The sequence below is a fragment of the Indiicoccus explosivorum genome, assembly GCF_002167005.1.
Lineage (GTDB): Bacteria > Bacillota > Bacilli > Bacillales_A > Planococcaceae > Indiicoccus > Indiicoccus explosivorum.
The window spans coordinates 1-25,842 of sequence record NZ_NHTN01000060.1; the positions used below are offsets into that span (position 1 = coordinate 1).

Annotated in this window: 29 protein-coding genes and 2 riboswitches; of the genes, 11 read left to right on the forward strand and 18 right to left on the reverse strand. The window is 54.0% G+C overall.

Annotation, left to right across the window (positions count from 1 at the left end; genetic code table 11):
- Positions 1-21: 21 nt before the first annotated feature.
- Complete coding sequence (gene mtnA / locus CCE92_RS14030) at positions 22-1,071, reverse strand: S-methyl-5-thioribose-1-phosphate isomerase (RefSeq protein WP_088009010.1); 1,050 nt, start codon at positions 1,069-1,071, stop codon at positions 22-24.
- Positions 1,068-2,255, reverse strand: a complete 1,188-nt coding sequence (gene mtnK / locus CCE92_RS14035; protein WP_088009013.1) for an S-methyl-5-thioribose kinase — start codon at positions 2,253-2,255, stop codon at positions 1,068-1,070. The genes mtnA and mtnK overlap by 4 nt, the downstream gene beginning before the upstream one ends.
- An 80-nt stretch (positions 2,256-2,335) precedes the next feature.
- A riboswitch (SAM riboswitch) is annotated at positions 2,336-2,496 on the reverse strand.
- Positions 2,497-2,992: 496 nt separating this feature from the next.
- A riboswitch (SAM riboswitch) is annotated at positions 2,993-3,101 on the forward strand.
- Between the two features lie 67 nt (positions 3,102-3,168).
- Here mtnK and CCE92_RS14040 point away from each other — a divergent pair.
- The 7 genes from CCE92_RS14040 to CCE92_RS14065 all read left to right on the forward strand — a co-directional run bounded on the left by CCE92_RS14040 (position 3,169) and on the right by CCE92_RS14065 (position 8,710).
- Positions 3,169-4,383 carry a 2,3-diketo-5-methylthiopentyl-1-phosphate enolase gene (locus tag CCE92_RS14040; RefSeq protein ID WP_088009016.1) on the forward strand — a complete coding sequence of 405 codons (1,215 nt, stop codon included), beginning with the start codon at positions 3,169-3,171 and terminating at the stop codon, positions 4,381-4,383.
- Positions 4,384-4,388: 5 nt separating this feature from the next.
- Positions 4,389-5,054 carry a 2-hydroxy-3-keto-5-methylthiopentenyl-1-phosphate phosphatase gene (locus tag CCE92_RS14045; RefSeq protein WP_277621527.1) on the forward strand — a complete coding sequence of 222 codons (666 nt, stop codon included), beginning with the start codon at positions 4,389-4,391 and terminating at the stop codon, positions 5,052-5,054.
- Positions 5,051-5,665: a methylthioribulose 1-phosphate dehydratase gene (locus CCE92_RS14050; RefSeq protein ID WP_088009021.1), complete on the forward strand. Its 615-nt coding sequence runs from the start codon at positions 5,051-5,053 to the stop codon at positions 5,663-5,665. Before CCE92_RS14045 ends, CCE92_RS14050 begins: the two co-directional genes overlap by 4 nt.
- A gap of 18 nt (positions 5,666-5,683) precedes the next feature.
- Positions 5,684-6,223, forward strand: coding sequence for an acireductone dioxygenase (gene mtnD / locus CCE92_RS14055; protein WP_088009024.1), 540 nt, complete (start codon positions 5,684-5,686; stop codon positions 6,221-6,223).
- A gap of 210 nt (positions 6,224-6,433) precedes the next feature.
- Positions 6,434-6,601 (forward strand): hypothetical protein, encoded by a 168-nt coding sequence (locus CCE92_RS15900; protein ID WP_155522843.1) that lies wholly within the window; start codon positions 6,434-6,436, stop codon positions 6,599-6,601.
- Positions 6,602-6,624: 23 nt separating this feature from the next.
- Complete coding sequence (locus tag CCE92_RS14060; protein ID WP_162287888.1) at positions 6,625-7,608, forward strand: DUF2268 domain-containing putative Zn-dependent protease; 984 nt, start codon at positions 6,625-6,627, stop codon at positions 7,606-7,608.
- Positions 7,609-7,678: 70 nt separating this feature from the next.
- Positions 7,679-8,710: a UCP032817 domain-containing protein gene (locus tag CCE92_RS14065; protein WP_088009031.1), complete on the forward strand. Its 1,032-nt coding sequence runs from the start codon at positions 7,679-7,681 to the stop codon at positions 8,708-8,710.
- A 92-nt stretch (positions 8,711-8,802) separates the two neighbouring features.
- On the opposite strand, the gene CCE92_RS14070 is transcribed toward CCE92_RS14065, so the two are convergent.
- From CCE92_RS14070 to CCE92_RS14085, 4 genes are all read right to left on the reverse strand, one after another.
- On the reverse strand, positions 8,803-9,669 hold the full coding sequence (locus tag CCE92_RS14070) for a hypothetical protein (protein ID WP_241536066.1): 867 nt from the start codon (positions 9,667-9,669) through the stop codon (positions 8,803-8,805).
- A 270-nt stretch (positions 9,670-9,939) separates the two neighbouring features.
- On the reverse strand, positions 9,940-10,326 hold the full coding sequence (locus CCE92_RS14075) for a hypothetical protein (RefSeq protein ID WP_144391031.1): 387 nt from the start codon (positions 10,324-10,326) through the stop codon (positions 9,940-9,942).
- A gap of 257 nt (positions 10,327-10,583) precedes the next feature.
- Entirely contained in the window at positions 10,584-11,492 is a 909-nt protein-coding gene (locus CCE92_RS14080) for an anti sigma factor C-terminal domain-containing protein (RefSeq protein WP_088009036.1), read from the reverse strand.
- Complete coding sequence (locus CCE92_RS14085) at positions 11,485-11,985, reverse strand: RNA polymerase sigma factor (protein ID WP_088009039.1); 501 nt, start codon at positions 11,983-11,985, stop codon at positions 11,485-11,487. The genes CCE92_RS14080 and CCE92_RS14085 overlap by 8 nt, the downstream gene beginning before the upstream one ends.
- Before the next feature lie 386 nt (positions 11,986-12,371).
- Here CCE92_RS14085 and CCE92_RS14090 point away from each other — a divergent pair, with 386 nt between their 5' ends.
- The 4 genes from CCE92_RS14090 (at position 12,372) to CCE92_RS14105 (ending at position 15,464) form a co-directional block, all read left to right on the forward strand.
- Complete coding sequence (locus CCE92_RS14090; protein ID WP_088009041.1) at positions 12,372-12,653, forward strand: hypothetical protein; 282 nt, start codon at positions 12,372-12,374, stop codon at positions 12,651-12,653.
- A 286-nt stretch (positions 12,654-12,939) separates the two neighbouring features.
- Entirely contained in the window at positions 12,940-13,251 is a 312-nt protein-coding gene (locus CCE92_RS14095; protein ID WP_088009043.1) for a hypothetical protein, read from the forward strand.
- 138 nt (positions 13,252-13,389) lie between these two features.
- Complete coding sequence (locus tag CCE92_RS14100; RefSeq protein WP_088009045.1) at positions 13,390-13,674, forward strand: hypothetical protein; 285 nt, start codon at positions 13,390-13,392, stop codon at positions 13,672-13,674.
- A 380-nt stretch (positions 13,675-14,054) separates the two neighbouring features.
- The gene (locus CCE92_RS14105) at positions 14,055-15,464 is read left to right on the forward strand and encodes a hypothetical protein (protein WP_088009047.1); all 1,410 of its coding nucleotides are present in this window, start codon (positions 14,055-14,057) and stop codon (positions 15,462-15,464) included.
- 89 nt (positions 15,465-15,553) lie between these two features.
- Here CCE92_RS14105 and CCE92_RS14110 read toward each other — a convergent pair whose 3' ends face one another.
- The 12 genes from CCE92_RS14110 to CCE92_RS14165 all read right to left on the reverse strand — a co-directional run bounded on the left by CCE92_RS14110 (position 15,554) and on the right by CCE92_RS14165 (position 25,842).
- Positions 15,554-16,285, reverse strand: coding sequence for a glycerophosphodiester phosphodiesterase (locus tag CCE92_RS14110; RefSeq protein ID WP_088009050.1), 732 nt, complete (start codon positions 16,283-16,285; stop codon positions 15,554-15,556).
- Between the two features lie 119 nt (positions 16,286-16,404).
- Positions 16,405-18,153, reverse strand: a complete 1,749-nt coding sequence (locus tag CCE92_RS14115) for a methyl-accepting chemotaxis protein (RefSeq protein ID WP_088009052.1) — start codon at positions 18,151-18,153, stop codon at positions 16,405-16,407.
- Positions 18,154-18,320: 167 nt separating this feature from the next.
- Positions 18,321-19,034, reverse strand: coding sequence for an HAD family hydrolase (locus tag CCE92_RS14120; RefSeq protein WP_088009056.1), 714 nt, complete (start codon positions 19,032-19,034; stop codon positions 18,321-18,323).
- 334 nt (positions 19,035-19,368) lie between these two features.
- Entirely contained in the window at positions 19,369-20,274 is a 906-nt protein-coding gene (locus CCE92_RS14125; protein ID WP_088009058.1) for an SDR family NAD(P)-dependent oxidoreductase, read from the reverse strand.
- Between the two features lie 14 nt (positions 20,275-20,288).
- Positions 20,289-21,209, reverse strand: a complete 921-nt coding sequence (locus CCE92_RS14130) for an SDR family NAD(P)-dependent oxidoreductase (RefSeq protein WP_088009060.1) — start codon at positions 21,207-21,209, stop codon at positions 20,289-20,291.
- Positions 21,210-21,226: 17 nt separating this feature from the next.
- A complete protein-coding gene (locus CCE92_RS14135; protein ID WP_088009063.1) occupies positions 21,227-22,138 on the reverse strand; it encodes an SDR family NAD(P)-dependent oxidoreductase in 912 nt (303 codons plus the stop codon).
- Positions 22,139-22,270: 132 nt separating this feature from the next.
- A complete protein-coding gene (locus tag CCE92_RS14140; protein ID WP_088009066.1) occupies positions 22,271-22,822 on the reverse strand; it encodes an O-acetyl-ADP-ribose deacetylase in 552 nt (183 codons plus the stop codon).
- 46 nt (positions 22,823-22,868) lie between these two features.
- Complete coding sequence (locus tag CCE92_RS14145) at positions 22,869-23,492, reverse strand: LysE family translocator (protein WP_088009069.1); 624 nt, start codon at positions 23,490-23,492, stop codon at positions 22,869-22,871.
- 173 nt (positions 23,493-23,665) lie between these two features.
- Positions 23,666-23,929, reverse strand: coding sequence for a type II toxin-antitoxin system RelE family toxin (locus CCE92_RS14150; protein ID WP_088009072.1), 264 nt, complete (start codon positions 23,927-23,929; stop codon positions 23,666-23,668).
- A gap of 6 nt (positions 23,930-23,935) precedes the next feature.
- The gene (relB, locus tag CCE92_RS14155; RefSeq protein WP_088009075.1) at positions 23,936-24,148 is read right to left on the reverse strand and encodes a type II toxin-antitoxin system RelB family antitoxin; all 213 of its coding nucleotides are present in this window, start codon (positions 24,146-24,148) and stop codon (positions 23,936-23,938) included.
- Between the two features lie 190 nt (positions 24,149-24,338).
- A complete protein-coding gene (locus tag CCE92_RS14160; protein ID WP_088009078.1) occupies positions 24,339-25,037 on the reverse strand; it encodes a (2Fe-2S)-binding protein in 699 nt (232 codons plus the stop codon).
- Positions 25,015-25,842: an ABC transporter ATP-binding protein gene (locus CCE92_RS14165; protein ID WP_088009080.1), complete on the reverse strand. Its 828-nt coding sequence runs from the start codon at positions 25,840-25,842 to the stop codon at positions 25,015-25,017. The genes CCE92_RS14160 and CCE92_RS14165 overlap by 23 nt, the downstream gene beginning before the upstream one ends.

Consider the following 25,842-nt stretch of genomic DNA (forward strand, 5'->3'; position numbering starts at 1 on the left):
CCCGGCAATTGCCGGGTTTTATCATCTTCCTGCAGCTGCCGCGAGGAGCCTGGGAATATTCTGGCTGAAATCCGGTTCAATGATGCCTTTTTCGGTGATGATGGCCGTGATGTAATCGGAAGGCGTCACGTCGAACGCCGGATTGTAGACGGCTGTCGCTTCAGGCGCGATGGGAGCTTTCCCGAAATGGGTGAGTTCTTCCGCCTTGCGTTCTTCGATCGGGATGTCCTGGCCATTTTCAAGCGACAGGTCGAACGTCGAGACCGGCGCCGCCACATAAAACGGGATGCCGAATGCCTGGGCGAGAATGGCCAGATTCAGTGTGCCGATTTTATTCGCTGTATCGCCGTTCGCCGCAATGCGGTCCGCGCCGACGATGATCGCTTCGATGCCTTTCGCGCCGATCGTATGAGCTGCCATGCTGTCGGTGATGAGCGTCACATCAACGCCCGACTGCTGCAGTTCCCAGACGGTCAGCCGCGAGCCCTGGTAGACCGGACGCGTTTCACAGGCGAACACTTCGAATGCCCTGCCGCGTTCGCTACCCAAGTGGAACGGGGCCAGCGCCGTGCCGTATTTCGCCGTCGCGATCGATCCCGCATTGCAGATTGTCATGATGCGTGTTTTGCCTTCGAGCAGCTCGAGTCCATACTCCCCGATTTTGCGGCAGGCGGCCTCGTCTTCCGCACGGATCGCTTCCGCTTCTGCGACCAGCCGCTCCTTCGCATCCGCAACGGACCGGGCATTCGGCAGCGTGCCGAGCAGCCGTTCGAGCGCCCACGCGAGATTCACTGCCGTCGGGCGTGAACCGGCAAGGTACGCCGCGTCGTTCCGGACAAGCGCTTCGAATGCATCCAGCTCGTCCGTCCCATGACGAGCGGCTGCCAGCGCGAGCCCGTATGCGGCGGTGATGCCGATCGCCGGCGCACCGCGCACGTTCAATGCAAGGATCGCATCGTACACATCTTCAATGGTTTCCAGCTCAATAAATTCCGTGACGTGCGGCAGCTTCTGCTGGTCAAGGATCGTCAGTCTGCCGTCCTGCCATGTAACGGATACCGGAACGTTCATGGACGGTTCGCCTCCACGATCACGAGCACTTCCTGGATCGATGAAAGCTCTCCGCGTTGCAGGATGAATGCTTCTCCTGTCTTGAGCGCCTGGCGCTTCCTGGCGACGCGGACTTCTCCCTCTTTGATTCCGTCCAAGTCCGCGACATGCGCAAGACCGACTGTGCGCCGGATGAGTTCGCAGCCTGCAAAACCGATGGCGTCGCGGAAAATCTTGTTGAGGATGAAGTCCCTGTAGCCGGCTGTGTTCCGGAACGGATCCGTACCGTGCGCGTCCCACAAGTTTTTGAAGCGTTCCTCGAACACCTTCCACGTGTTCCCGATGTGGCGATGGATGGTTTCGCGCCCTTCCCCTTCCCGCGTAATCGACTGGAACACGAGGTTCGCGAGGAACAGGCCGACGTCAAAGCCGATCGGGCCGTAAAAGGCGAACTCCGGGTCGATCACTTTCGTCTCGGTTTCGCTTGCGAAGATGCTGCCGGTGTGGAGGTCGCCGTGGAGCAGCGCTTCCGCTTCGGTCATAAAGCTCTTCTTCAGTTTTGCGGCTTCGAGCTGCACCTGCGGGTTTTGCCATATCGCTTCGATATCGGATCTCAGCGCTTCTTCGAAATCATTCGTGTCGCTGTCGAAAAACGGATCCGTGAAAATCAGGTCTTCTGTAATCTTGCACAGTTCCGGATTCGAAAACGCCGCGGCCAACCGTTTCTTGTCGAACGGGTGGAGCGCGAAGTCTGACGTATGGAACAGCGTCCGGGCCAAGTACTCACCGATATCATCCGACAGTTTCGGATACGCTTCCCCATCGATGAGTCCCGCGCGCGCCACGGTCAGGCGCGACAGGTCTTCCATTACCGTATAAGCGAGCGGCCCGTCGGTTGCGTAAACTTCCGGCACGAGGCCGGGTGCGTATTCACCGTGTTTTTTCAGTGCGTCCGCCTCGATCTGCGCGCGCTTCAATGTGAGCGGCCAGCTCTCCCCGACGACTTTCGCATACGGCAGGGCCTGTTTGATGATGACACCTTTTCCGGATCCGTCGGTGATGTGAAAAACATAATTCAGATTGCCGTCGCCGATTTCCCGGCCGGAGAGTGCGGCACCTTCAGGGAAGAAACGGAGGCGTTCGGCCAGCCGGATTGCCGTTTCCTCCGTCAGCGGTTCATACCCCTTTGTTTCAGTTGCTGGCATCGCTGTTCATCCTTTCACTTAAAAAAATCAAAAATAAAAGCGCCTCTTCGAAAAGAGGCGCAGAAAGTCAGATCCGTCACCTCTTATCTTCCGGAAAAAATCCTTCCGGTGGAATTAGCACCGTGCCTTACGGAATAAAATCATTCCGGCGCAAATTGCTCGCGCCCCGTCTCACAACGGTATTACGGTCGGTTGCTGGGCTTCATCGGGCCAATATCCCTCTGCCTGCTCTTGATAAGAGTGTTAAAAATATGAAATTGATAAAGTCTGAAATGAATGCTATCACGGTTCGAAAAGAAGTGCAATGATTATTTCGAAAATTTATGTAGACATCGATGGCAGAGGAAATTCTGACCGGTTTGAGGGCGAGTTACGCGAATCAGGCTTTGAGTTACGCGAATCGAGCTTTGAATTACGCGAGTTCCACTAACTTGGCTTCGAATTCCACTAAATTGCTGCTGAATTCCACTAAACTCCGGCTGAGTTCCACAAAGTTCCCCTTGAATTCCACTAAACCCTTCCGGTTCCATCAGTTCCTGCTTAAGTTTCACTAGTTTGGTATTGAATTTCACTAGTCGGGCTCCGAGTTTCACTAGTTTGCCCTTGAATTACACTAGTTCTGGATTTCGGCACACACGCGGCCGTTACTGGCCATCAAAGCTTTCACATTTTTAATTGACAGAACCTGCACCGCATGAAATAATCAGTCTTAATTTCCCGAAAAATTAAATACGCGATTCTTATTCAGAGCAGGTGGAGGGACAAGCCCTACGAAGCCCGGCAACCGGTCGATGATGACACGGTGCTAATTCTTGCAGCCTACAAGCGAAGGCTGGGAAATAAGAAGATGGTAACTGACGGCCTCTTCTTGTGAAGAGGTTTTTTATTTGCCCGAGAATTGGAGTGTGAAGAAATGAGTGAACTGACAGCCCGCTATCAGCTGTACGGGCGGCCCGGCTCGTTTGAAAAGAAAGCGGAAGGGATTGCGCTCGGTCTCACGGTGGGGTCCTGGACCGATCTGCCGCGGCTTGAGCAGGAGCAGCTGAAAAAACATAAAGGGACCGTCGCGGCGATCCGGGAATTCGATGACGTGCGGCATCCGGAAAAACCGGATCAGGTCCGTGCCGAAGTCGACATCCGCTATCCGGCGGCGAATTTTTCAGCGGACCTTCCGGCGATTTTGACGACAGCGTTCGGCAAGCTGTCGCTCGACGGTGAAGTGAAACTGCTGGGTCTCGAATTCGACGAAAAGCTGCTCGGACACTTCCCGGGACCCCGTTTCGGCATCGACAGCATCCGAAATAAACTCGGTGTCCATGACCGGCCGCTCGTCATGAGCATTTTCAAAGGCGTCATCGGCCGCGATCTCGATTACATGAAAGACCAGCTCCGCGAGCAGGCACTCGGCGGCGTCGATCTTGTGAAAGATGACGAGATTTTATTCGACAACCCGCTGACACCGTTCGAAAAGCGGATCACCGCCGGCAAGGAAGTGCTGGAGCAAGTATATGCCGAAACCGGCCATCGCACGCTTTACGCAGTGAACTTGACCGGCCGCACGTCAAGTCTTCGCGACAAAGCACGGCGGGCGCTTGAACTCGGCGCCGATGCGCTTTTGTTCAATGTCCATACGTATGGACTCGATGTGCTGCAGGAGCTCGCGGAAGACGACGAAATCGCGCTCCCGCTCATGGCGCATCCGGCGTTCAGCGGCGCGTTCACGTCCTCCCCGTTCTATGGCGTGGCGACGGAACTGGCGCTCGGTAAACTGGTCCGTATCGCCGGCGCGGACTTCTCGCTGTTCCCTTCCCCATACGGCAGTGTGGCGCTTGAGAAACAGGCGGCGGTCGCGCTCGGGAAAGAACTGACAGCTGAAAGTTTGGTGAATAAAACATGGCCTGTCCCATCCGCCGGCATCCATCCGGGACTTGTCCCGCTTCTGATTGAAGACTTCGGCACCGACAGCATCATCAACGCGGGCGGCGGTGTCCACGGGCATCCGGGTGGCGCGGCAGGCGGCGGGAAAGCGTTCCGCCAGGCGGTCGACGCCGTCCTTGCCGGCACTTCCCTTGAGGAAGCGGCAAAATCACACAGCGAATTAAAGGCGGCACTCGAGCTATGGGGGTGAGTAATGTGAAAAAACCGGTCATTTTCTGCGATTTCGACGGCACGGTGACAGACCGCGACAACATCATGAACATCATGAAGGAATTCGCGCCGCCGGAATGGGAGCCGATCAAAGATGCGATCCTCGACCAAAGGATTACGATACGTGAAGGTGTGGCGGAGATGTTCTCGCTCCTCCCGTCATCGAAGAAGGACGAGATCATTTCATATGTACTCGATGCGGCGGAAATCCGTGAAGGCTTCGCCGATTTCGTCGCGTTTGCCGACCGGACAGATATTCCGCTGTATATCACGAGCGGCGGAATCGACTTTTTCGTCCGGCCGCTCCTTGAACCGTACAGACCGCTCGCCGGGATTTATTGCAATGAAGCGGATTTCTCGGAAGACCGCATTCAGATCCGTTTCCCGCACGGCTGTGACGAGCAGTGCGAAAGCCAAGGCTGCGGCATGTGTAAGCCGACGGTCATCCGGCAGCTGTCGGACGAGGACACGTTCAGCATCGTCATCGGCGACTCGATCACGGATCTCCAGGCGGCCAAAGGCGCGGACCTCGTCATTGCCCGCGATTTCCTGGTCGAGAAATGTGAGGAGCTCGGCATCCCGTACGAGCCGTTCGAAACATTCCATGACGTGACGGCTATTCTCGAACGGAAGCTGGAGGTCCGGGTATGAGCATCCTCGACGAACGCTGGACGGAGCTTGCGGACATTAAGGATGAACTCGCCGCCCGCGACTGGTTCACGGGCACAAGCGGCAACCTCGCCATCAAGGTGCATGACGAGCCGCTCCAGTTTCTGGTCACCGCCAGCGGCAAGGATAAAAAGAAACGGACGCCGGAGGATTTTTTACTGGTGGATGCGGAGGGCAAACCGGTCGATGAGACGCATCTGAAACCATCGGCGGAAACGCTCCTTCATTGCGCCGTATACGGACAAACGGATGCCGGCTGCAGCCTCCACGTCCATACGGTGGCGAACAATGTCATTTCCGAACTGTACGGCGATGCCGGCAAGATTGAATTCAAAGGCCAGGAGCTCATTAAGGCGTTCGGGCTATGGGGAGACGATGATGTGCTCACCATCCCGATCATCCCGAACCCGGCGCACATCCCGGCGCTGGCTGAAGAATTCAAAAAGCACGTGAACGCTGATGCCGGCGCTGTCCTCATCCGCAATCACGGCATCACCGTCTGGGGACTCAGCGGATTCGAAGCGACGAAACTGCTGGAAGCAAGCGAGTTTTTATTCCAATACCAATTGGCTTTACATCAACTAAACCGATAAAAGAAAGGAAGATTTCACTTGGCCATCATCAAAATCCAGGACACAAACGAAACAATCGAAGAACAGCACAACGTCGCGACGTTCCTCGCACAGCAGGAAGTCATCTACGAGCATTGGGACATCAACAAACTGCCGGAGAATCTCCGTGAGAAGTTCGACCTGACCGATGAAGAGAAAGAACAGATCTTAGAGGCGTTCCGTCCGGAAATCGATGACATCTCCGAGCGCCGCGGCTATAAAGCGGCCGACGTCATCTCGCTGTCGGACTCGAATCCGAACTTGGATGAACTGCTGAAAAATTTCCAGCGCAAGCACATCCACACCGATGACGAAGTGCGCTACATCGTGAGCGGCCATGGCGTGTTCATCATCCAGGGCAAAGACGACAAGTTCTTTGAAGTCCACCTGGATCCGGGCGATCTCATTTCTGTGCCGCCGAACATCACGCACTACTTCACGCTCGCCGATGACCGCAAAGTCGTCGCCGTCCGCATTTTCGTGACGACGGAAGGCTGGGTGCCGGTCTATCAGGATGAAGAGGAAAGCGTTCAAGGGTAATAAAAAAAGGGACTTGGCTTAAATGGGCCGAGTCCTTTTTCGTATAGAAAGGATTTCAATTTACCAGCTGAAATTCAGCAAATGGTTCCTCCTGTATGCCCTTCTGCCTTAACTTCCACAAAAAAATGAAACTTCTGGAAAAGGATTCCGTAAATTAAGACAGATCTTCAATTCAAGAAACAGAAAACCCATCACAAAGGAGAGAAAAAAATGGCTCGATCCGATGAATCCAGAAAAAAAGACCGTTTGGGCAGCGGGGCGTTCTCCGAATTGGCTGTCGCAGCCGCCCCGGAATTGCTGCTTCTGCCCTTCCGCATCGCTTGGTGGCTGCTGCAGGGAGCGGCGAGAATTGTCCGCGCAGTCATGAGCAGTTCGTGATGATGCAAGAGGAGGTTATCATATTGAAGAGATACTTTGCAGCAGCGTCGATGATATTCCTGCTTGCCGGCTGTTCAGGGGAAGCTGCCGAAACAGCGGAACCGGTTGAAGCGGCAGCCAAGAACGTACAGACCGGAACGGAGGAACAGCCTGTCACTTTTGAACAGAACGGACAAAAGTTCGAGGTTTACACGTACTTCAGTGCCTATGAGGATTACATACAGCAGGCGAAGGAGCAGCCGGACAAGCTGGCTGAAGTATATGCCGCCACAGTTGAAAAGCAGTATAATAACAACTCCCAATCTGCCGGCGACGGTGTCGGTTACCTCGCCTACTGGATGATTGCGCCGTCCGAAGAACTCCTTGCCCTGCAAGGAGCTGTTGCATCACTGGAAGAACGGGAGCACGAACTCATCCAATCGATTGAAGAGGCATTGCGGGAATCGGCCGAAATGCTGACAGGCGGTGAAAAAACTGTTCACCTCTTTCCCGCCGATCCAGTCCTTTCACGCGAACTCTCGGCTATGAACCATGCGACCGGTGTGGTGTTCAATGAGCATTCACTGGTCATCTTCGTCACTCCGTCTGTAAAAGCGAAACATTTGAAACATACAGTGGCGCATGAATATGCTCATACAGTGGATTCGGAGGATGCTTTAGAAAGCGAAGACACGGTGCTTGATGCCGTCTTAAAAGAAGGAAAAGCGGATTCGTTCGCAAATCTCCTTTATCCAAAAATCGAAACGCCTTGGACACAGCCGTTTACGGAAACGAATAAAGAAATCGCTTGGAAGGCATTCGAAGCGAATAAAGAGGCGGCAAACTCTGCAGCTGTCCAGGAAATACTTTACGGCAATCCTCGGGAAGAGATTCCGATCTGGACCGGCTACACAATCGGCTACACAGTGATGCAGGCATTTCTTGAACATCATCCCGATATGCCCGTCGAAGAATGGATGGCGCTCGATGCCGAGGAAATCCTGGCAGGAAGCGGCCTTGGGAATTAGCACTTGCGAATGAATCCGGTATACTGAAGAGGGATGGAATATTCAGAAATAGTGAAAGGGGATGTGAATCATGGAATGGATCCTGTTTGCAGCACTCGTTGTCGGAGGAATTTTCGTCCTCCGCAATCTACCCGGAAACGCGGAGCGGCGTCGGCTGCAGGAAACGGAAGAACGGCGGCGGCAGCGGGAAAAGCTTCTGCACGACGAAACGTCTTTCATTCAGCGGCAGAAGGAATCGGGGCTCGATTTCGTCGGAACCACCGCTCCGTTCGCCCGTCCGTTTGCAGAAAAACTGGAGAATGCGTTTCCTGTCAGTTATCAGGTCAACGTCTACAACCGGATGGTGAAGGAAACAACTTTCAGCGAAGAGGAACTGCTGGAGCTGCTTTTCGAACAGAAACGGTTCCTCCTCATGGCGGCCTTTCTGAAACGGGTGCCGATGTTCTCGCACAAAGTGGATGAAGTTTGGCACACACTCCTGATGTTCACCCAGGATTATGAATGTTTTACGAAAGGCTTCGCCGGGCAGTTCATTCACCACGAACCAAATGTGGCCGGGACAGATCCGGAAGACAGCCGGTTTTTATTCGACATGTTCTATAAAGAGCTGTTCGAGGAAATGCCGTTCTCCGCGGCAGCCTGGGGCGCGCGTTTTTTCAGCAAACGTCCGAGCGGCGCATTGCTGGAAGAATGGAAGACGGCCAGTGCGGAGGAGCTCGAATCCCGCTATTTCTTTAATACGGAGCCGGCGCACGACATGGCGCTCGCCCTCATTCCCCGCATCCGGCAATCGCTTCAGGAAGCCGTGTCGCCGTCTCATGCGGACAAGTTCCGGACGCTCCGGGATGAACTCAGAAGTCCCGGAAACCGCCGAACGCAGGAGGACTATACGATGCTCGCGCTTTCCTACGTCTTTTGGCTCGCTTTGCACGAACCGGATGATTATGGGCGCTCGCTCGGTCACGATGACGAGGATGACATGGCGGCAGCGGGAGCCGGCGCGGGCGTTGTCGCAGGGGATGCCGGCGGGGCGGATTCCGATGGATCGTCCTGCGGCTCGTCATGCGGTTCATCCTGCGGAAGCGGCTGCGGAGCTGCATAGCCAAGGAAGTGGCAGTAAAGAGGGTGCATCCGGTAGTAAACGTCAAAATCCACACCAAAAAAGGCCAAGAATATCACTTCTTGGCCTCTTCGTCAGAAGTTGTGATTGATTTGTTGGATTGCCCCGAGCAGCATGCCGATCGTTCTGCCTTTGAATGCATCCGGTACGGATTCCCCCGTCGGATTCGAGTAAAAGTAGCGGTCCGTTGCCGCGTCATACACAAAGCCGCTGCTGAGGAGGCTGTCCTTCAGGGATTCAGGCATTTCGTCCGTGCCTGTCACTTGCTCATAATAATCCGTCGTCTCCACGTAAACCCCCACATCATCCAGCGTCGAAGTGATCAGGAACAGATCGGTTTCACTGCGGACGATCCACTGTCCTTTGGAAGAAATGCCGAGCTGGGCATGTTCCAGTTTTGAAATGCCGTCCAGGTTCACGCCGAAGATCTGATTGATGAGAATCCGGCTTTCCGCGCCCGTCAAGTCGTATCCGTGTACACCGATATACCGGTCCATGACTTCGGATTTCGGCAGGTCCATGATGAAATCATCCCGGCTTGCATCATCCGGCTCCAGCCTCAGCGACACGCGCAGCGCTTCCATCACGTCAGGCGCATAAGCCGACAGCTTGCTGCCGTAGTTTTGTTCAGAAATGAGGTCCAAGTCGATGTCGAACACATCCTGGACGGCTTCCCGCACTTCTTTCCCCTTCACCTTTTTACCGAATGAACCAAGATAAGCATCCATTACGTCGACCTGCGGCATCGCTTCGATCTGCCCGTCCAAGTGCGTCGCGTGTTTGCTGATCCCGAAGCTCTCCCGGAGACTGCGCATCACATGCTTGTCATACTTTGTGTCCTGCGCTTCCTGGACATTTACTGAAGATGCGCCGCCGTCCGCGCTTACCGCAAGGGCTCCTGGAGAGAAGAACGCTCCGGTGAAAAGAACACTCAAAATCATTTTTTGTAACACTGCTCCCATTTTCCTCAAACTTTCAACTCCTCTTTTTACGTTTTTATGAATTCGAGCAGTTCAATGCTCATATTACTTTTAACTCATTCTACAGAAAAAAGCAAAACCGCCCGGTATGCCGAAACTGGGCGGTTGCACCGAAATCATAGTCATTAAGAGAAAACGAAAGGCAATACCGGCAGTACTTTCCGCCATCCAGTTTCTCCCAATTCTTTCTGCATTCATTGTACCGGTTAATTAACACCGTCCGCAGAAGTGTTAAGATTCCCTTGCTCCGGCGCTGCGTACCGCCGCAATAATCATTGTGGCCGAAACAGCAAGCACAATCCATAGCCTCCGATTTATGTCTTCTGCAGGGTCGGCTGCAGTCGCGATCAGCAATTGGATAATGATGAACAGCAAAGCGAACAGCCCCGCACTGACGGCCATACCGAAGACAAGCTGGCCCTTTGTCTCCCTGTAAGTCAACAGACTTCCTGCAGCAAAAGGAGCGGCACATATAACAGCAAGAATCGCTAAATTCGGGTCTCTTAAAGCCGACGGATAGCTGCTGAACAGCAGCTGCAGCATGACTGCCGTGCCATAGACCAGGACGAACGCTCCCGCTGCGCCGCATACAGCCAATACCCCTTTCACTTTACCCATCTCCCCACACCCCTTCCTGCCGCTCTCATTGTGACAAAAACTGCTGCCGAAATCAGAACAGTCCTTAAAAACGCCTGTCTCCTGGCTGTTCTGATGGTGTTCCTCCAAGCACTTCTATTGCCCATTTCATTCATCCTCCCTGTCCATCTTCCATTCTAAAACGGTTAAAAAACACGTTAGTAAACAAAAAAAGAGCTCATCTCTGAACTCTTCCTATTCATCATTACGGTGCTGCGGCAGACAAGGAGAAAACGAATTCAATACTGATCAGCGGTAGCGCCCAGCACAGCCGCCCGAATTTCTGGAATGTCGGTGAGTTCCGCCAGTTCTGAAGGCGTTCCGGTCACGACAACGCCGGCGATTCCTTCTGAATCCGCAAAACGCTCATACCGTGCTGCCGCTTCTTCCCGGCGCTCCGAATCATTCTCAGATAACCATTTGAGCTGCTGAAGAAAGATTTCTGCACTTTCTTCTGAGGTTTCTGTATCACGGAAACCGAAGGCGAAGCGACCGGGTATCGGAAAGGCGCCGGTCCTGTCTGTCTCTCGAAGTGTGTCCGCCCAATACCAGTCGACGGATTCACCGAGCAGACTCTGAACTTCCTCCATGGTATAGACGGCATCAAAAGACAGCGCCATCTCCACGTATTTATCTTCCGAAATCTCGGGCAAGAGGGTACGGTCATCCGGCAATGATGCATAAGACAACTCCGGATGATATAACTCAATCACCCGTTCCCCATTGAAATAGAGTGGGGCTCTTTCCATTCCGGTGCTCCCTGAACTGATTCCAAAATTTCTCGGCGCCTCATGGGAAGTTCCAAAAACAGTGAATGTTTTTTCCAGCTCTCCCCAAGGTATTTGGACACTGCCGACCGGTTTGATCAGCTGCGTGTCAGCAGAAGCGGAAAAAGGTGTGTAACTGTAACCGGTCCCTACCGCTTCAATGTTCGCGCCTTGGACAGCCGACCATGCAAAATCAAGCGTACTTTCCCTTTCTACCCGGTCGTGCATCAGCCATGTGCCAAGGGCGTACAGGCAGGCGAGCAGCACCGCACTGACAATGAATGATATGGACACCGTCCGTAAAAGCACTTTTCGCTTCGCCCGTCTGATTGTCTTTGTGAAGTCTGTATCTGCAGAATAAGGTGTATGTTCTTCAGTCATCACTATCCCTCCTATACTGGCTGATAAAGGCCTGACGCGCCCGATACAGTGTCGTTTTCACGGAATCTTCCTTCATGCCGTAAAGCTCAGCAATTTCCCGGACCGATAATTCAAAACTGTATTTAAGGAGCAGCAGGTCCTGGAACTTCGGTCTCAGACCATCCAGCACTTCCCGTATACGGCTGTTTTGTTCGCGTATGAGCACTTCTCCTTCCGGTGTATGGTCGTCATACAGACGCCGGAAATTGAACCGCACAATTTCATCCCGCCGGACCCGCTTCCGGTAAAGGTTGTAATAGCCGTTTACCGCCACCCGGAACAGCCAGCTCTCCGCTTTTTCCGGGTCAATCGCTTCCACATATAAAATGAACTTATAAGCCGTGTCCTGAGCGATATCCTCAGCGTCTTCCCGCGAAGCGCCCATTTTCGTCAGCACTGATTTTATTCGCTCCAGCCTTCCAGCAAGCTGCCGCTCCATCTGTGAACCGCCCATCTGCCACCCTCCCCCCTTCTTACAACGAATAATCAGCCGGAAAGTAAACAGCCTTTATTGGGTTAATTTCTTATGTAAGTAATACCGGCTGCTGCCTTCAGTCGGATATCTTCGATAATGCCCGCGATTCCATAGCCGTTTTCAAGTAAAACCAGGGCACCGGAAGCAATCTGTATCAAGCTGAATAAGCCTGCACCTGTATTCTAGCGCCGTGTGTCTTCACGCTTTTCAATTTACTTAATGACATTAACTTTAACATGCACTTTTTAGAATTTTCAGCTATACTGTGAGTAATCTAGAAAAAACTGGATAAATGAAGCCATTTAAGAAGGGGACACCAACCGATTAAAGCTGAATAAAAATTCTGTACCGGAAGGATGGCTGCCATGCGATTCCTGAGTCGGTTTTCGTTTTGGTTCATCGTCTTTTCATCCGCTGTCATGTGGATCGAACTTGCTGCCAATCCCATCAAAGATATATTTTTCATCGATCCGCTGTTCCACAGACTTGTAATGCTAATTGATCCCTTTCTGAATGTCTATGAGGCTGTAAGCTACCAATTGAATATTATTGGGGCACTATTGTACATTTTGCTTTATGCCACTTACGGAGCGCTTTTGGACAGTGGCATTCAAAAAGCAGTGAAATACTGGCGGCGCATGGCTTGAGCTGCGAGGGAACCAAGCTGGCGAAGCCGTTTTACAAGGAGTGTCCATAAGGTTGAAATCATGGATTTTTACGGTCCTCGGTGTGTTGACCGCCTGGTTCGCAATCGGCTTTTTTAGGGAGATTTTGAGGACACACTGCTTATCGGTATTCTGAGTGGTCTATTTTTAGGATACACTCTCCGGGCGAATAAAGAGAAAGTAATCAAGAATAAGTGATTTGACTGATAGGAGCCCATCGAAATGACTGACTCGTCAGCTCAGCACACGGAAAGAGGGGGAAAACGAATTGAAAAGACGCATGGAATCAGCTGATCGGAATAAGGTGATTGTGATCACAATTGCAGCAGGCATATTCCTGGAATCAGTTACGGGAAATGAACTTTTCTTTTATCTGATGCTGGCGGCCCTGTTTGCAGAGTATGGATTTTTCACAAGAACTAACTGGAACATCGCTGGCCTCGCCGCAGTATTCGGCGCTTTGCTTCTGGTCATCTATCTAAATGAACAGTTGTCATTCTGGCCGCTCCTTGCAGTGTATGCACTATTGGGCGGGCTTCTTTATTTGGCAGATAAAACGGTGCTATCCCGCACCGGATGAACGGTATCGATTCTCTGAAAAAAGAGTGACAGACTGCGAATTCAGGTGCAGAAATCTCAAGAAATGACGGTTGCCCCTGCTTTGCGTTTACTGATTAAAGTGACAGTCCCACATCATTCAGTTGAGAGGCTGTGAAAAATGAATACATCCGTATTCACTCTGATTGCTGCCGTTTTTTCAGTTGCCGGCATCTTGTGGATTGCCAAGCAGCGTACTAAACGGTTCCACCTTTATTTACCGGCCATGCTGGCGGCTGTCGGCATTCTCGTTGTACTCGCCAAATATGTGTTTATCTCTAAAGGCAATGACGTGATTTTCGATATTGTTCTCATCATGCTGTTTTCCGTCATTCTCGGTATGTTCCTGTTACTGGCTGTTTCGGTGGACGCTTGGAACTATTGGCTGGGCAAAAGAAATACATAAGGGAGTGCGAGGTTTTGAATACCAACAAAGGAAACGATATTTTATCATTTTCCCGCAAAAGACTCCCACCTCAGTTTCTTTCAGAATGAAAATTCAAACTCAACCGGGAGGAATAAATGACGACAGCCGTAAACTTATATAGTTTCGCAACTCCTGAAAATTAATTGAAAGGATTCTGTACAGCCTGCTCGTTGAAAAGTGGCAAAAGGTTCGAGACCAACTCTTCCGGCACTTTCTCCTGCCCGTGAAGCAAGAATTACCCTCGCAAAAAACCCTATTTCTTCCCTCGTTTAAGCCGGACCGCTTCGAGTGGTTGGTACATTTCTGTCCATCCGTGTAAAATCAAGGCAGAGCGCACAGAAAGGGGAGACCAGCCGAAAGTGACTGCTGCCAGAGGATTTACTGCCTCCGTATCCATCTACGCACTGCTCCATTTTGTTACATACTTTTTCGAAGCGGAACTGCTGATTTTCCTGCTGTCGATAACCGGCATCGCGACGCTGCTCTTCGCCGGCCTGCTGTTGCCGTTCAATAAATTCCAGCTGCAGTTTTTCCTGATTGCCGCCGCGCTGCTTGTGCTGCTGTTCACGAGCGATTCGCTCTGGAATGATCTGCTGGAAGGCATGCGGCTGATGCGCAGCCTGATCGGTCTCCTCCTTGTGGTGCCGATGATCAGCTGGGTGCTGAGGGAAGAGCCGTACATCGAAGAGATCATGAGTGCCGCCCATAACTTGCTGAATCAGAGCCAGAAATTCTATTTCGGCCTGATGGCGATGACACAGGTCATCACCCATTTCCTGCTGTTCGGATCGGTTCCGATGATGTACCGGTTCATCGATACATTCCTGCACGAGCATAACGACGAAGCTTGGGAGAACTTCAAAGGCACCGCGATCCTCCGGAGCTTCGCTTTATCGACGATGTGGGTCATCAGCATTCCGAGTTTCGTATTCGCGGTGGAAGCGCTCGGCTCCGAACTGTGGAAATCGATGCTGCTCGGCTTCACGTTCGCATTCGCCGGCACGCTTCTCGCTGTCCTGTTCTCACGCGTCCAGGAAAAGAAGTACCATGCGGACTTTTCGGCGACGCTGCAGCGGGAAATCGACGAAGCGATGAAGAATTCGCGCAATGACAGGCCGTGGAACCGGGATACGATCGAATTCATTGTTTTATTCGCATCGCTGTTCGGCACCATTTTCCTTGTCCACGAATGGACCGGGCTGGAATTTTTGCTGACGATTCCGCTCGTCATCATCGGCTGGACGTTCCTTTATTTCCTCATTAAAGGGCGGCTGAATCATTTCGCCGAGAATACCCGGGTTTATTTTTCCGAAGGGATTCCGAGGCAGGGCAGGCAGTTCAGCATCCTGCTGGCGGCGGGTCTCCTGATCCTCGCCTTGAACCAGTCGGGGGCGGGCGTCTATGTCATCGGATGGATGAACAGCCTGACGAATGTGGTGCCTGTCCTCAACATCCTGTTCCTGCTCCCGTTCATCATGATCGCTCTCGGCTTCGTCGGTCTCGGCCCGCTTGCGGTCATCGTGCTCGTCACAGGAATTCTGCAGGACGTCGCCTTGCCCTATCCGCCGGAACTCGTGGTGCTGTCCATCACATCCGGAAGCGTTATTTCGATCATCTTGTCGCCTGTCGTCATGCCGCTCATCATCCTGAGCAGCATCAACGGCCTGAGCGGTGTCCAGAACGGGATCCGCTTCAACTTGGCGTACGCGGCGGCATTCTACCTCCTCGTCCAGGTTTTCATCCAGGCCGCTGTTCTGTTCAGCGGCTGAGCGGCCAAACCGGCACGGGAAATCAATCGTTAACGTAAAAAAACAGGATGCCGCCCGCAGCGGATCCTGTTTTTTCTGTATTCTGTCCGTCAGACCGCCACTTCTTCACGTGCCCAAAGGCGGTCCGGGTGGTTCGATGTGAATTTCACGTGGCCGCCGAATGCGGCCAGCCGGTCCGCTTCTTCGGGGTCGTCCACTGTCCAGACGATGATTTCCGTGCCGTTCCTGACGAGACTGTCGACCATCAGCTGATCGACATAGTCCGATTTCATCGACACCGCCGCCGCCCCGATTTCATTCACTTGTTCAGTCAATAAAAGCGGCGATCCGACCATGACGAGTGTCCGGCGGATTTCCGGCGCGATTTTCATGCAGGTCTGCAGGCTTCTGTGATCGAAGGAGATGAGGCTGCAGCGGTCCTCTAAGCCGAACTTTTTGATGAGTTCGATGGTCTTCAGCTCCAGGCCCCAATACAGATCGCCGAGCTGTTTCAGCTCGATGTACAGGTGCTTTTCACCCTGCACGAGCGCCAGCACTTCTTCCAGTGTCGGAACCCGCTCCCCTGCAAATTCAGGACCGAACCAGCTTCCCGCGTCCAGCGTCTTCAGTTCAGCGAGCGTCAAGTCCTTCACAGCGCCCGTGCCGTTTGTCGTCCGGTCGACGTCTTTATCATGAAAGACGACCGGAATCCCGTCTTTCGTCATATTTATATCAATTTCAATCGCTTTGATTTTCGGTTCTTCCAAGGCCAGTCTGATGGCGCTCAATGTATTCTCCGGCGCAATCCCTGACCATCCGCGGTGCGCAATCAGCGTCTCCACATTAGTTCCCCTTTCTTGTTTCGCCTTATATTATAAATCGGCATTGTTAAGCGTGTGTTGAGAGAATGTTAATTTTTTTTGACGAAAAAAGAGCCCGCTCCGTGAGCGGACTCCATCCTTTATTTCAATGTGAATTGGCTGTTGAGCCGGTCGAGCGTTTCCGACATTTCGTGCAGCTCCCGGACTTGGTCCTGGGTCAGATACGACAGGGAATTCATCTGCTGTGAAGACGCCGTCACCTGTTCGATGCCGGCCGCGTTCTCTTCGGATACAGCCGCGATTTCCGACAGCGCCGCTTTCATGTGGTCCTGCTTTCCGAGCACGTGCTGCAGCTGATCGGACATGGAGGCGATCAGTCCGTTCATCGATCCGATCTCGGACGAGATATCGCCGAACGCTTCCCCCGTATCCCGGAGGCTGTCTTTCCCTTTCACGACATCCTCAAGGCCGTTTTCCAGGAACTCGGCCATTTCAGCGGATGTCAGTTTGACGTTGCTGACGATCCGGTTGATGTCCTGGACAGATGTCGAGACCTGCTCCGCCAGCTTCCGGACCTCATCGGCCACGACTGCGAACCCCTTGCCCGCTTCTCCCGCCCGCGCCGCTTCGATCGCCGCGTTCAGTGCGAGGAGGTTCGTCTGGCTCGCCACGTCGCTGATGAATGAAACAAGCGACGTCACTTCTCCGGTCTTCGTTTCCAGCTCGCGGACTTTCGCCACGCCGCCTTCCACCATCTCGTAGATGCCGTCCATGTTCCGCCGGGAATGCGCCATCAGCTCCGTTCCTTTATGCGTGCGTTCGTTGATGACGGCAGCCGATTCCGCCGCTGTCCGGCCCTGTTCCGCCGTTTTGGCGATCAGTTCCGAGAAGCCGGTCATATCCTCCGATATATCGACCGCCGAGCCCGCCTGCAGTTCGATAGCCGCCGCCATTTCCTCCATCGTAGCGGAAATCTGTTCGGCCGCTTCCTTCACTTGTGCAGAAGTCTCATGGAGGCTGCCGCTCTGCGTCCGCACGGATGCCGAGCTGTCCTGGATGCCCGTGATCATGCCTTCGAGTGTCGACACCATTTTCAGCACCGATTCATTCAGGACGCCGATTTCATCCTGCGTCTTCACGTCGAGGCCGGCGATGTGCGCTTTCGCTTCCTTCAGGTTGCCGCCGGCAATGGATTTTGTCGCTTCGTTGATGCGGGTCAGCGGGTTCAGTTTCCGGCCGAGGAAATAGTAGACCGCCGAAAGGATCAGCGCAAAGACGACGAGCGCGCCGGCAATCAGAATGGGCAGTGAACTTTCCAGCACATCCGCCGAGATTTTGCTGACGATATCCGCGCCCATATCGATGCCGACGATGCCGATGACAGTGCCGCTGTCATCCGTGATCGGCGCGAAGGCGGACATGTAATTGCCGAACTCGGGGTCTTCCACGATATCCGTGCTCGATGTGCCGCCGGCCAGCGCCCCTTCGACGTCCTCGAATTTCGTTGCCGTCGTCGGTTCGCCGACCGCTACCGCTTCTTCCGCTGTCGGCATGCCGTCAACGATGATTTCCAGCCCATCGCCGTCCGTCACTTGCAATGTATAGACGTACATCGCGCCGATTTTTTCACGGTAATCGTTCAGCGCGATGCGCATTTCTTCATATGTCTCATTTTTCGTCGGATTTTCCATGAATTCCGCATACAGCGCCGGATCGATGCTGTCCGCCACGCGCTGTGCATGCAGGATCGCCGTTTCCTTGATCGTGTTGTCGATCGCCATCTTCGAATTGAAAAACATGAACGCACCGACGAACACGAACAGGCCCGTGATCAAAATGAAAATCAAAAAGGTCAATGATTTTTTGAGTGACTGTTTCCTCTGTCTCAATGTCTGGTTCCCCCTAAATAGTCTCAGGGGTTACATCGGCTGATCCGCCGGAATATTTAGCGGGGCAGTTGATGATTGGAGGGGATTTCATCGGGGTACTTCCAAAATAAAAAACGCCATGAGCAAAGCAATCATGGCACAACGGAGTTATACGTTTTCCCTTTCTTTCAAAAAGCCTTTCCATTCCGGGCAGCGGCTCTGTCAAGAGTTCGCTTTTTAGCGACCGGCGAGTCTTCAATAAGCTTGATTACGTCACTAAGACTTTTCTCTCCCATTGAGTTCAGCCGTAACGCATAGTCTTCAAAGGGCAATCCCGCTGTAACGGTACTCGGCACAATGACACATTGGAGACCAGCCGCCACCGCTGCCCGGCAGCCGTTTAAGGAGTCCTCGAACGCTACCGCCTGTTCCGGACGGACATCCAGCGCTTCAACCGCTTTTACATACAAATCCGGTGCCGGTTTTACTCTGTGGACATCCTCTTTTGTAACGATTGCCTCAAAATATGAAATCAACTCGAGTTCAGCCAGATAGCGGGTCACCCAACCCCGTGAAGAACTTGTTGCCAGTGCAATCCGATATCCGAGCCGCTTCGCTTCCGCCAAATACCCAGTCACCCCTTCACGTGCGAGAGGCTCTTTCATCTTTTTATCAACAATTTGGGCGGCCTGCGCTTCAATCTCTTCAAACCTGCACAGTCCACCGGTCAGTTCCCGGAAGATCTTCCTGAGCACGTCATCACTTGTACCGACACATTCTGCAAACCGGGCGAGCGGCAGATCCGCTCCGTATGAAGCAAGTGTTTCCCGGTATGCTTCATACCACGCCACTTCCGTATCGATGATCAGTCCATCAAAATCGAATACCACTGCTTCTATCATTTGCCACCCACTCTCCTATCCCTGATGAAAGACGCGCATCGGCAAATGGAAGTTGCATCATCCGCGCAGGAGTCAGCTCTCTTCATCGACATCTCGTAACATGCGGTACCAGCTTAGTCCATCCCCACTAGCTTTGATGGAAGCAACCGTTTTTTCATCTTTTGGACTGACTTCATTGCGTCCCCTTGTTTTACAACGATTTGAAGACCGATCTTTTCATCATTGGATCTGAACAAAACATCAGGAACGTGTGGCTCAACCCATAACGGCATTATATACTTTCGTCAGCCTTAAAAAGAGGGTCGGCTCTGCCGCCCTCTTCATAAAAACCGCTTCACTTATCTTCTTCCTCCATCATTTCCCGGATTCCGCCTGAAACGCCGGTCCCTTCCACCATCGGCTCATGCAGCGCACCGGAAGTCGGACCGGCAGGCGGCGCCCGTTCGATCAGCTGCTGGATGTATTTCGCGTTCAGTGTTTCTGTCGATTTCGGCAGGAACCGGTGTGACAGGATCGCCCCTTCCACTTTCGTCTCCACTTCCACGCTCTTCTGCGGCTTATCGATGAGTCCGATCAAGGCGTCGACCACCACTTCCGGCCCGTCCATCGGCTTCAGCTGTGCCCGGTGGCCCGTATAGTTGCCGGTATGAATAAACCACGGCGTATCGGTCGCCCACGGATGGATCGTGCATACATGGATGTCGTCATAGCCTTCAAGCGCGACCTCTTCATGCAGCGCTTCCGTCAGTCCGGTCACCGCGAATTTTGTCGCGCTGTATGGCATATAATACGGAAACGGGATTTTGCTGGCGATCGATCCGGTGTTGATCAGCGTTCCGTATCCCTGTTCCTTGAACTGCCGGAGAGCGAAATGGCTGCCGATCACCATACCGAACACATTGATTTCAACGACCCGGCGCATATCTTCTGCCGGCACTTCGGTGTAAGGGCCGATCAGCCCGATTGCCGCGTTGTTGATCCAGACGTCGATTTTGCCGAACTTGTCCATGGCCGTGTCATAAAGCCGCTGCACGTCTTCTTCCCGGCTGACGTCCGCTGTCACGGCAACTGCATCCGGACCGAGCGCGGCCGCCATCTCTTCGATCACTTCCGTCCGCCGGGCGGCGAAGACAACGTTTGCCCCTACTTGTGCCAGCTGTTCCGTCACTCCCCGGCCGATACCGCTCGAAGCGCCGGCGATGACGACGGTCAGCCCCTCGCGAGATTTTTTGTCTGCCATCCTGCTGCCTCCTTCTATTCGTTCTTCTTGCCCGCGTCATCCTTCCGCTTCTTGTCCCGGCTGTCGCCGTAAACGCCTGTGCCTTCTGCAGAAGGCTCATGAAGGCTGCCGGATGTGTGTTCCGCAGGCGGCGCCGCCTGGATCATGTCCCAAAGGATCCGGCCGGTCATTCTGTCGGTGAAACCCGGAATAAGACTGTGGCCGGCGACCGCCCCTTTCGATTTGATTCCGACTTCCACGTCCCCCTCCGGGCCGTCAATAAACCCGATCACAGCATCGATCACAGACTTCGGGTCGTCCATCGGCCATACATCGATCTCATGTCCGGTGTAATTCCCCGTGTGCACGGTCCACGGCGTATCCGCAGCCCATGGGTGGACCAGACCGATATGGATTCCGTCGTACCCTTCCAGTTTCATCTCCTGCCGGAGTCCCGCAGTCAGCCCGTCGATTCCGCGTTTCGTCGCGCTGTAGACAGCGCCGAACGGCAGCGGCACCCGGCTGACGAAGGAAGACATGTTGATGAGCGTGCCGCTTCCCTTCTCTTTAAAATGGCGAAGCGCGCAGCGGCTTCCGATCATCATGCCAATGAGGTTCGTCTCCACCATCCGGGTCTGATCGCGGAGCGGGATGTCAGTGAATGACCCGAGCGCGCCAAGGCCGGCATTATTGACCCACACATCAACCCGTCCGAATTCGGCGGCAGCCGCTTCCATCAGATGCTCCACTTCCTTTTCCTGACTGACATCGGTCGTCACGGCCAGCGCGGTCGGCCCGATTTCCGCGGCCATTTTCCCAATCAGCTGCGTCCGCCTCGCAGCCAGCACGACGTTCGCCCCTTCTTCCGCGAGCTGCAAAGCGATTCCTTTCCCGAATCCGCTCGACGCACCGGTGATGACGGCTGTCAGTCCGGTCCGAAAACTGCTGTTTGACATGACGTGCCCCTCCAGTCTTATTCCTGCCGCTTTTCCCGGTTCATCCGTTCCCGATTGCCGCCGGAAACCCCTGTCCCTTCCGCCACCGGTTCATGCAGGTTGCCGGACGTGTGGGCTGCCGGCGGGGCGTCCTGCTCCATTTCCAGCATGTTTTTACCGGTGAGTTTTGCGGTCAGACCCGGCATCAGGCTGCCGCCCACGGTAACGCCTTCCACTTTTGTGCCGACTTCCACGCTTTCTTCCGGGTCATCGATCAGCCCGATGATCGCTTCAACGACTTTTTCCGGATCATCCATCGGTCCCATGCTGATTTCATGTCCGGTATAGTTGGCGGCATGCGCGGTCCACGGCGTATCCGTGAGCCACGGGTGCACCATGCAGATGCGGATGCCTTCTTGCTTTTCCAGTTTCATTTCCTGAAACAGTCCGGCTGTCAGCCCGGCGATCGCCTGCTTCGATCCGGTGTAAGCGGCCGCGAACGGGATGGCGGTCTTGCTGGCGAACGAGACGACGTTGATGAGCGTGCCGTACCCCTGTTCCTTGAACTGCCGGAGCGCGAGGCGGCTTCCGTACATTTCTCCCAAGAGATTCGTTTCAAACGTGCGGAGGTGATCGCGCAGCGGCGCTTCCGTGAAGGAGCCGAACACGCCGGCTCCGGCGTTGTTGATCCACACATCGATCTTCCCGAAGGCGGCGATGGTTTTATTGAACAAATCCTCCATGTCCTGTTCTTTGCTGACATCTGTGGTGACGGCAAGCGCGTTCGGCCCGAACCTTTGCGCCAGCTTGTCGATCACATCCGTCCGGCGTGCCGCGAGGACGACGTTCGCCCCTTGCGCCGCCAGCATTTCTGCAGTGCCCCGGCCGATGCCGCTCGATGCTCCGGTGATGACGGCGGTCAGGCCGCTTCGTGGCAGATCATTTCCCATAAGTGCGAAGCCCCTTTCATGCAGGTAAGTTATACTTTATGTACCCGAATCCGCCGCCGATATCCCGGAATAAAAAATGAAAAAAGCCGCCTTCATCAGGCAGCCGCTTCCGTGAACCTATACTTTTCGTTTTCAGTCATTCCCGATTTTTTTCAGGGCGTTTTCGTAAACCAGATAGTCCTTTTCCGAGAACAGTGTCATCACTACGTTGCCGAAATCGCGGGTTTCCAGAAAAGCGCTGATCGTCCGGAGAGCGGTGTCAGCCGCCAGCTCGATCGGAAAACGGTAAATGCCGGTCGAGATGGACGGGAATGAAATGCTGCGGATTCCGCGGTCGGACGCCAGCTGCAGCGAGTTGCGGTAGCAGTCGGCAAGCTGCTCCTTCTTCCCCTCTTTTCCGCTCCAGACGGGCCCGACCGTGTGGATCACAAAATTCGCCGGCAGCCGGTATCCTTCCGTGATGACCGCTTTTCCGGTCGGCAGCTTTTCGCCTCCGAGCTGCTCCCGGCGGATGTTTTTGCATTCTTCAAGCAGTCCGGGGCCCGCAGCCCGGTGAATGGCGCCATCGACGCCGCCTCCGCCGAGCAGCGTGCCGTTCGCGGCATTGACAATCGCTTCCGTCTCCTGCTTCGTAATGTCACCGGTCATCAGTTCGAGTGTGTTGCCGCTGATTTCCTTTTTCATATTGCCGCCTCCCTGTCCTGTTTGCAGGAAATGCCTCCGCATTTGCTTATTTTTCCCCGAAAGCGATGCTAAGGCCGATCAGTGTGAAAAGCGCCCCCTGTACGACGTTCAGTTTCCGGGAAATGGCCGGACTTTTCCGGAGGAAGCGCCCCACTTCTCCCGCAAATACGCTGATCAGCGAGAAAATGATCAGTGCCTGGATGAGGAAAATGAATCCATAGCCGAGCATCTGGCCGCTCACACTGCCGGCACCGTAGTCGATGAACTGCGGGAACAAGGCAAGAAAGAACAGTGAAACTTTCGGATTCAGGAGATTCATGATGATGCCCCGTCTGTACAGCGTCCGGTAGTCAAGCATGCGGTCCGTCTTCAATTCGAAACCGCCCCCGCGCGCCCGGAACGACTGGTAAGCCAGATAAAGCAGATAAGCGGCACCGGCATACTTCACAATCATGAAAGCGGCCGCCGATTGATAGACGAGGGCGGAAATGCCCGCCGCCGCGGCTGCGATGTGGACCAGGAGACCGGTGCAGAGACCGAACGCCGTCGCGATTCCCGCCAGTTTATTCTGCGCGATACTTTGGCCGAGGACGAACAAGTTGTCCGGACCTGGCATGAGCGTCAGCACCACTGCCGCACCCAAAAACGATAAAGCTGAAACGACCTCCATCTTACCGCTCCCTTCTCCCTTGATTTTTCCAACATTATAGCAGAAGAATCCCGGAAAAGGTGCCAGCTTCCGAAAAAAGCCGGTCTGGACTGAATGTCTTTGAAGTGGGCGTCTTCTCGCCGAAAATGATAAAAAACAGGTACTGCCTTAATGGGAACAGGTACCTGCTTTGCTTATCCATAAATATCTTTCCGATGTCCGATATCAATTATGGTGATAATGATTTTTTCGTCTTCGATCAGAGCCAGGATGCGGTAATCACCGACACGGTAACGCCATTTGCCCTTGTGATTCGCCACCAGAGCTTTTCCAAACGTCCGCGGATCGCTGGAACCTTGCAGGTTTTTCTCGATCCAGCCAATCAGGAGAGACGACTGGTACCGGTCCATCTTTTTTAATTTCTTCAAAGCAACATCTGAAAAATGAACATCGTACATTTCTCGTTATAAGCCCAATTCTTTTTTTACATCATCCAAAGAATGGGTTCTTTCCATACTGGCAAGTGCGCGATCGAAATTTTCCAGATCAATCTCGTCTTCGATTTTTTCAATGGTGGCGTTCCGCATTAAATCGGAGACGGAGGTCTTCTTCATTTTAGCGTAATCACGGATGAGTTTGCTGTCACGGTCATTTACACGCAAGGAAATAGTAGCCATGGTAAAACCTCCTTCAGTTCTTCGTAATACATTGTATTACGAAATTATTTCTTTGTAAAGTAACCTCTGTCATAGTTGAGTGTTATTGAATGTTTCGGTGTGGGCGACCAAACCGACTTTTCTCAGGCATTGATGCTTTCAAAAAGCCACTTCCCCCTTAACAGCAAAAAGCCTCCCGCTCCGGAAGGCTTCACTTCTTCGGGCACGTCCCGCAGTAAGAACCGCAGCCCGCCCCTTCATAATAAAAACAGCATGTTTTTCGTGTGCGCACTTCCCCTTCCGGTTTTTCCCGGTAAAAGGTCTTCAGCGGGTTTCGCCGTTCCCCGAACGCTTCACCCGGCAGCCCGTGGAGCAGCCACTGGAAGTCGGCGGCTGCCTGGCTGCAGTCCGCCAGTTTCTTTTCATACAGCCAGTAGACGTAAATCGCGATATTCTCCCATAGCACCGGCCGCGGCACGTTCGCCGCTTCCGAGACAGCCCGGACAATCGGCGCGAGCCCCGCGAACAAATCCCACGTGTAGGCGCGGAATTGGTCGTCGTTGATCCGGTCAGCCGCTGCCGGTTCAGGCAAGAGCAGCTTCGGAAGCCACTTGCCGTCCTCCTCGGCCGGCACAAGAAAGCCGGTCCGGACCGGAATCAGTTTGTCCGCCGATGCGGCAGCGAACAATGCCGGCAACGTCAGTAAATACCCGAGCCGTTTTACAAGCTGCGAACCGGCCACCCGCGCTTCGTCCGTCTGGAGCGCCGGACCGACCGTTTCGAGGAATGACCCGAGAAAATCCGGATCCGAAAACCGGCCGAGGGAGATCCGTTCCCCTTCCGCCGCCTCCACGACCCGGAAATCCCGGAGCAGGACGGACAGGTCCTCAGCCGCTTGCAGCTTCCGCACGCCGCAGTCCGCCTTTCATCCGCTTCCCTTTGCTGAACGGGATGCACATCGGGGTTCCCGAAAACGGGTCGCATGCCACCTGGCAGCGGAGCCCGAACACCGAATGGACCAGTTCCGGCGTGATGATCGTCTCCGGGTCGCCCTGCCGGAACACTTTCTTGTCATGGATGGCAACAATATGATCGGCGTAGCGGCACGCGAGGTTCAAGTCATGGAGCACCATGACGATCGTGCGCTGCTCCGTCTGATTCAGCTCGTACAGCAGATCGAGGATGTCGATCTGATGGGTCATATCGAGATACGTCGTCGGTTCATCGAGGAGGATGATGTCCGTATCCTGGGCGAGCGTCATGGCGATCCACGCGCGCTGGCGCTGGCCGCCTGAAAGGGAATCGACTTTGCGGTCGGCATACGGCTTCATCCCGGTCGCCTCGAGCGCATCGTCCACTGCTTTTTCGTCCGCTTTCGACCACTGCTGCAGCCAGCTCTGGTGCGGGTAGCGGCCCTGCTTGACGAGCTGCAGGACGGTCAGCCCTTCCGGTGCGGTCGAGGACTGCGGCAAAATCGCCAGCTTCCGCGCGATTTTCTTCGTCGCCATTTTCGAAATGTCCTGGCCGTCCAGGACGACTGCGCCGCCCTCCGGCTTCAGGAGGCGGGCCATGGAACGGAGCAGTGTCGATTTTCCGCAGCCGTTGCTGCCGATGAATACCGTAATTTCCCCTTTCGGTATTTTCAGGTCCAGTCCTTCGATGATCGTCCCTTCCCCGTAGCCCAGCGTCAGTTCCCGTGCCGATAATGCTTCCAT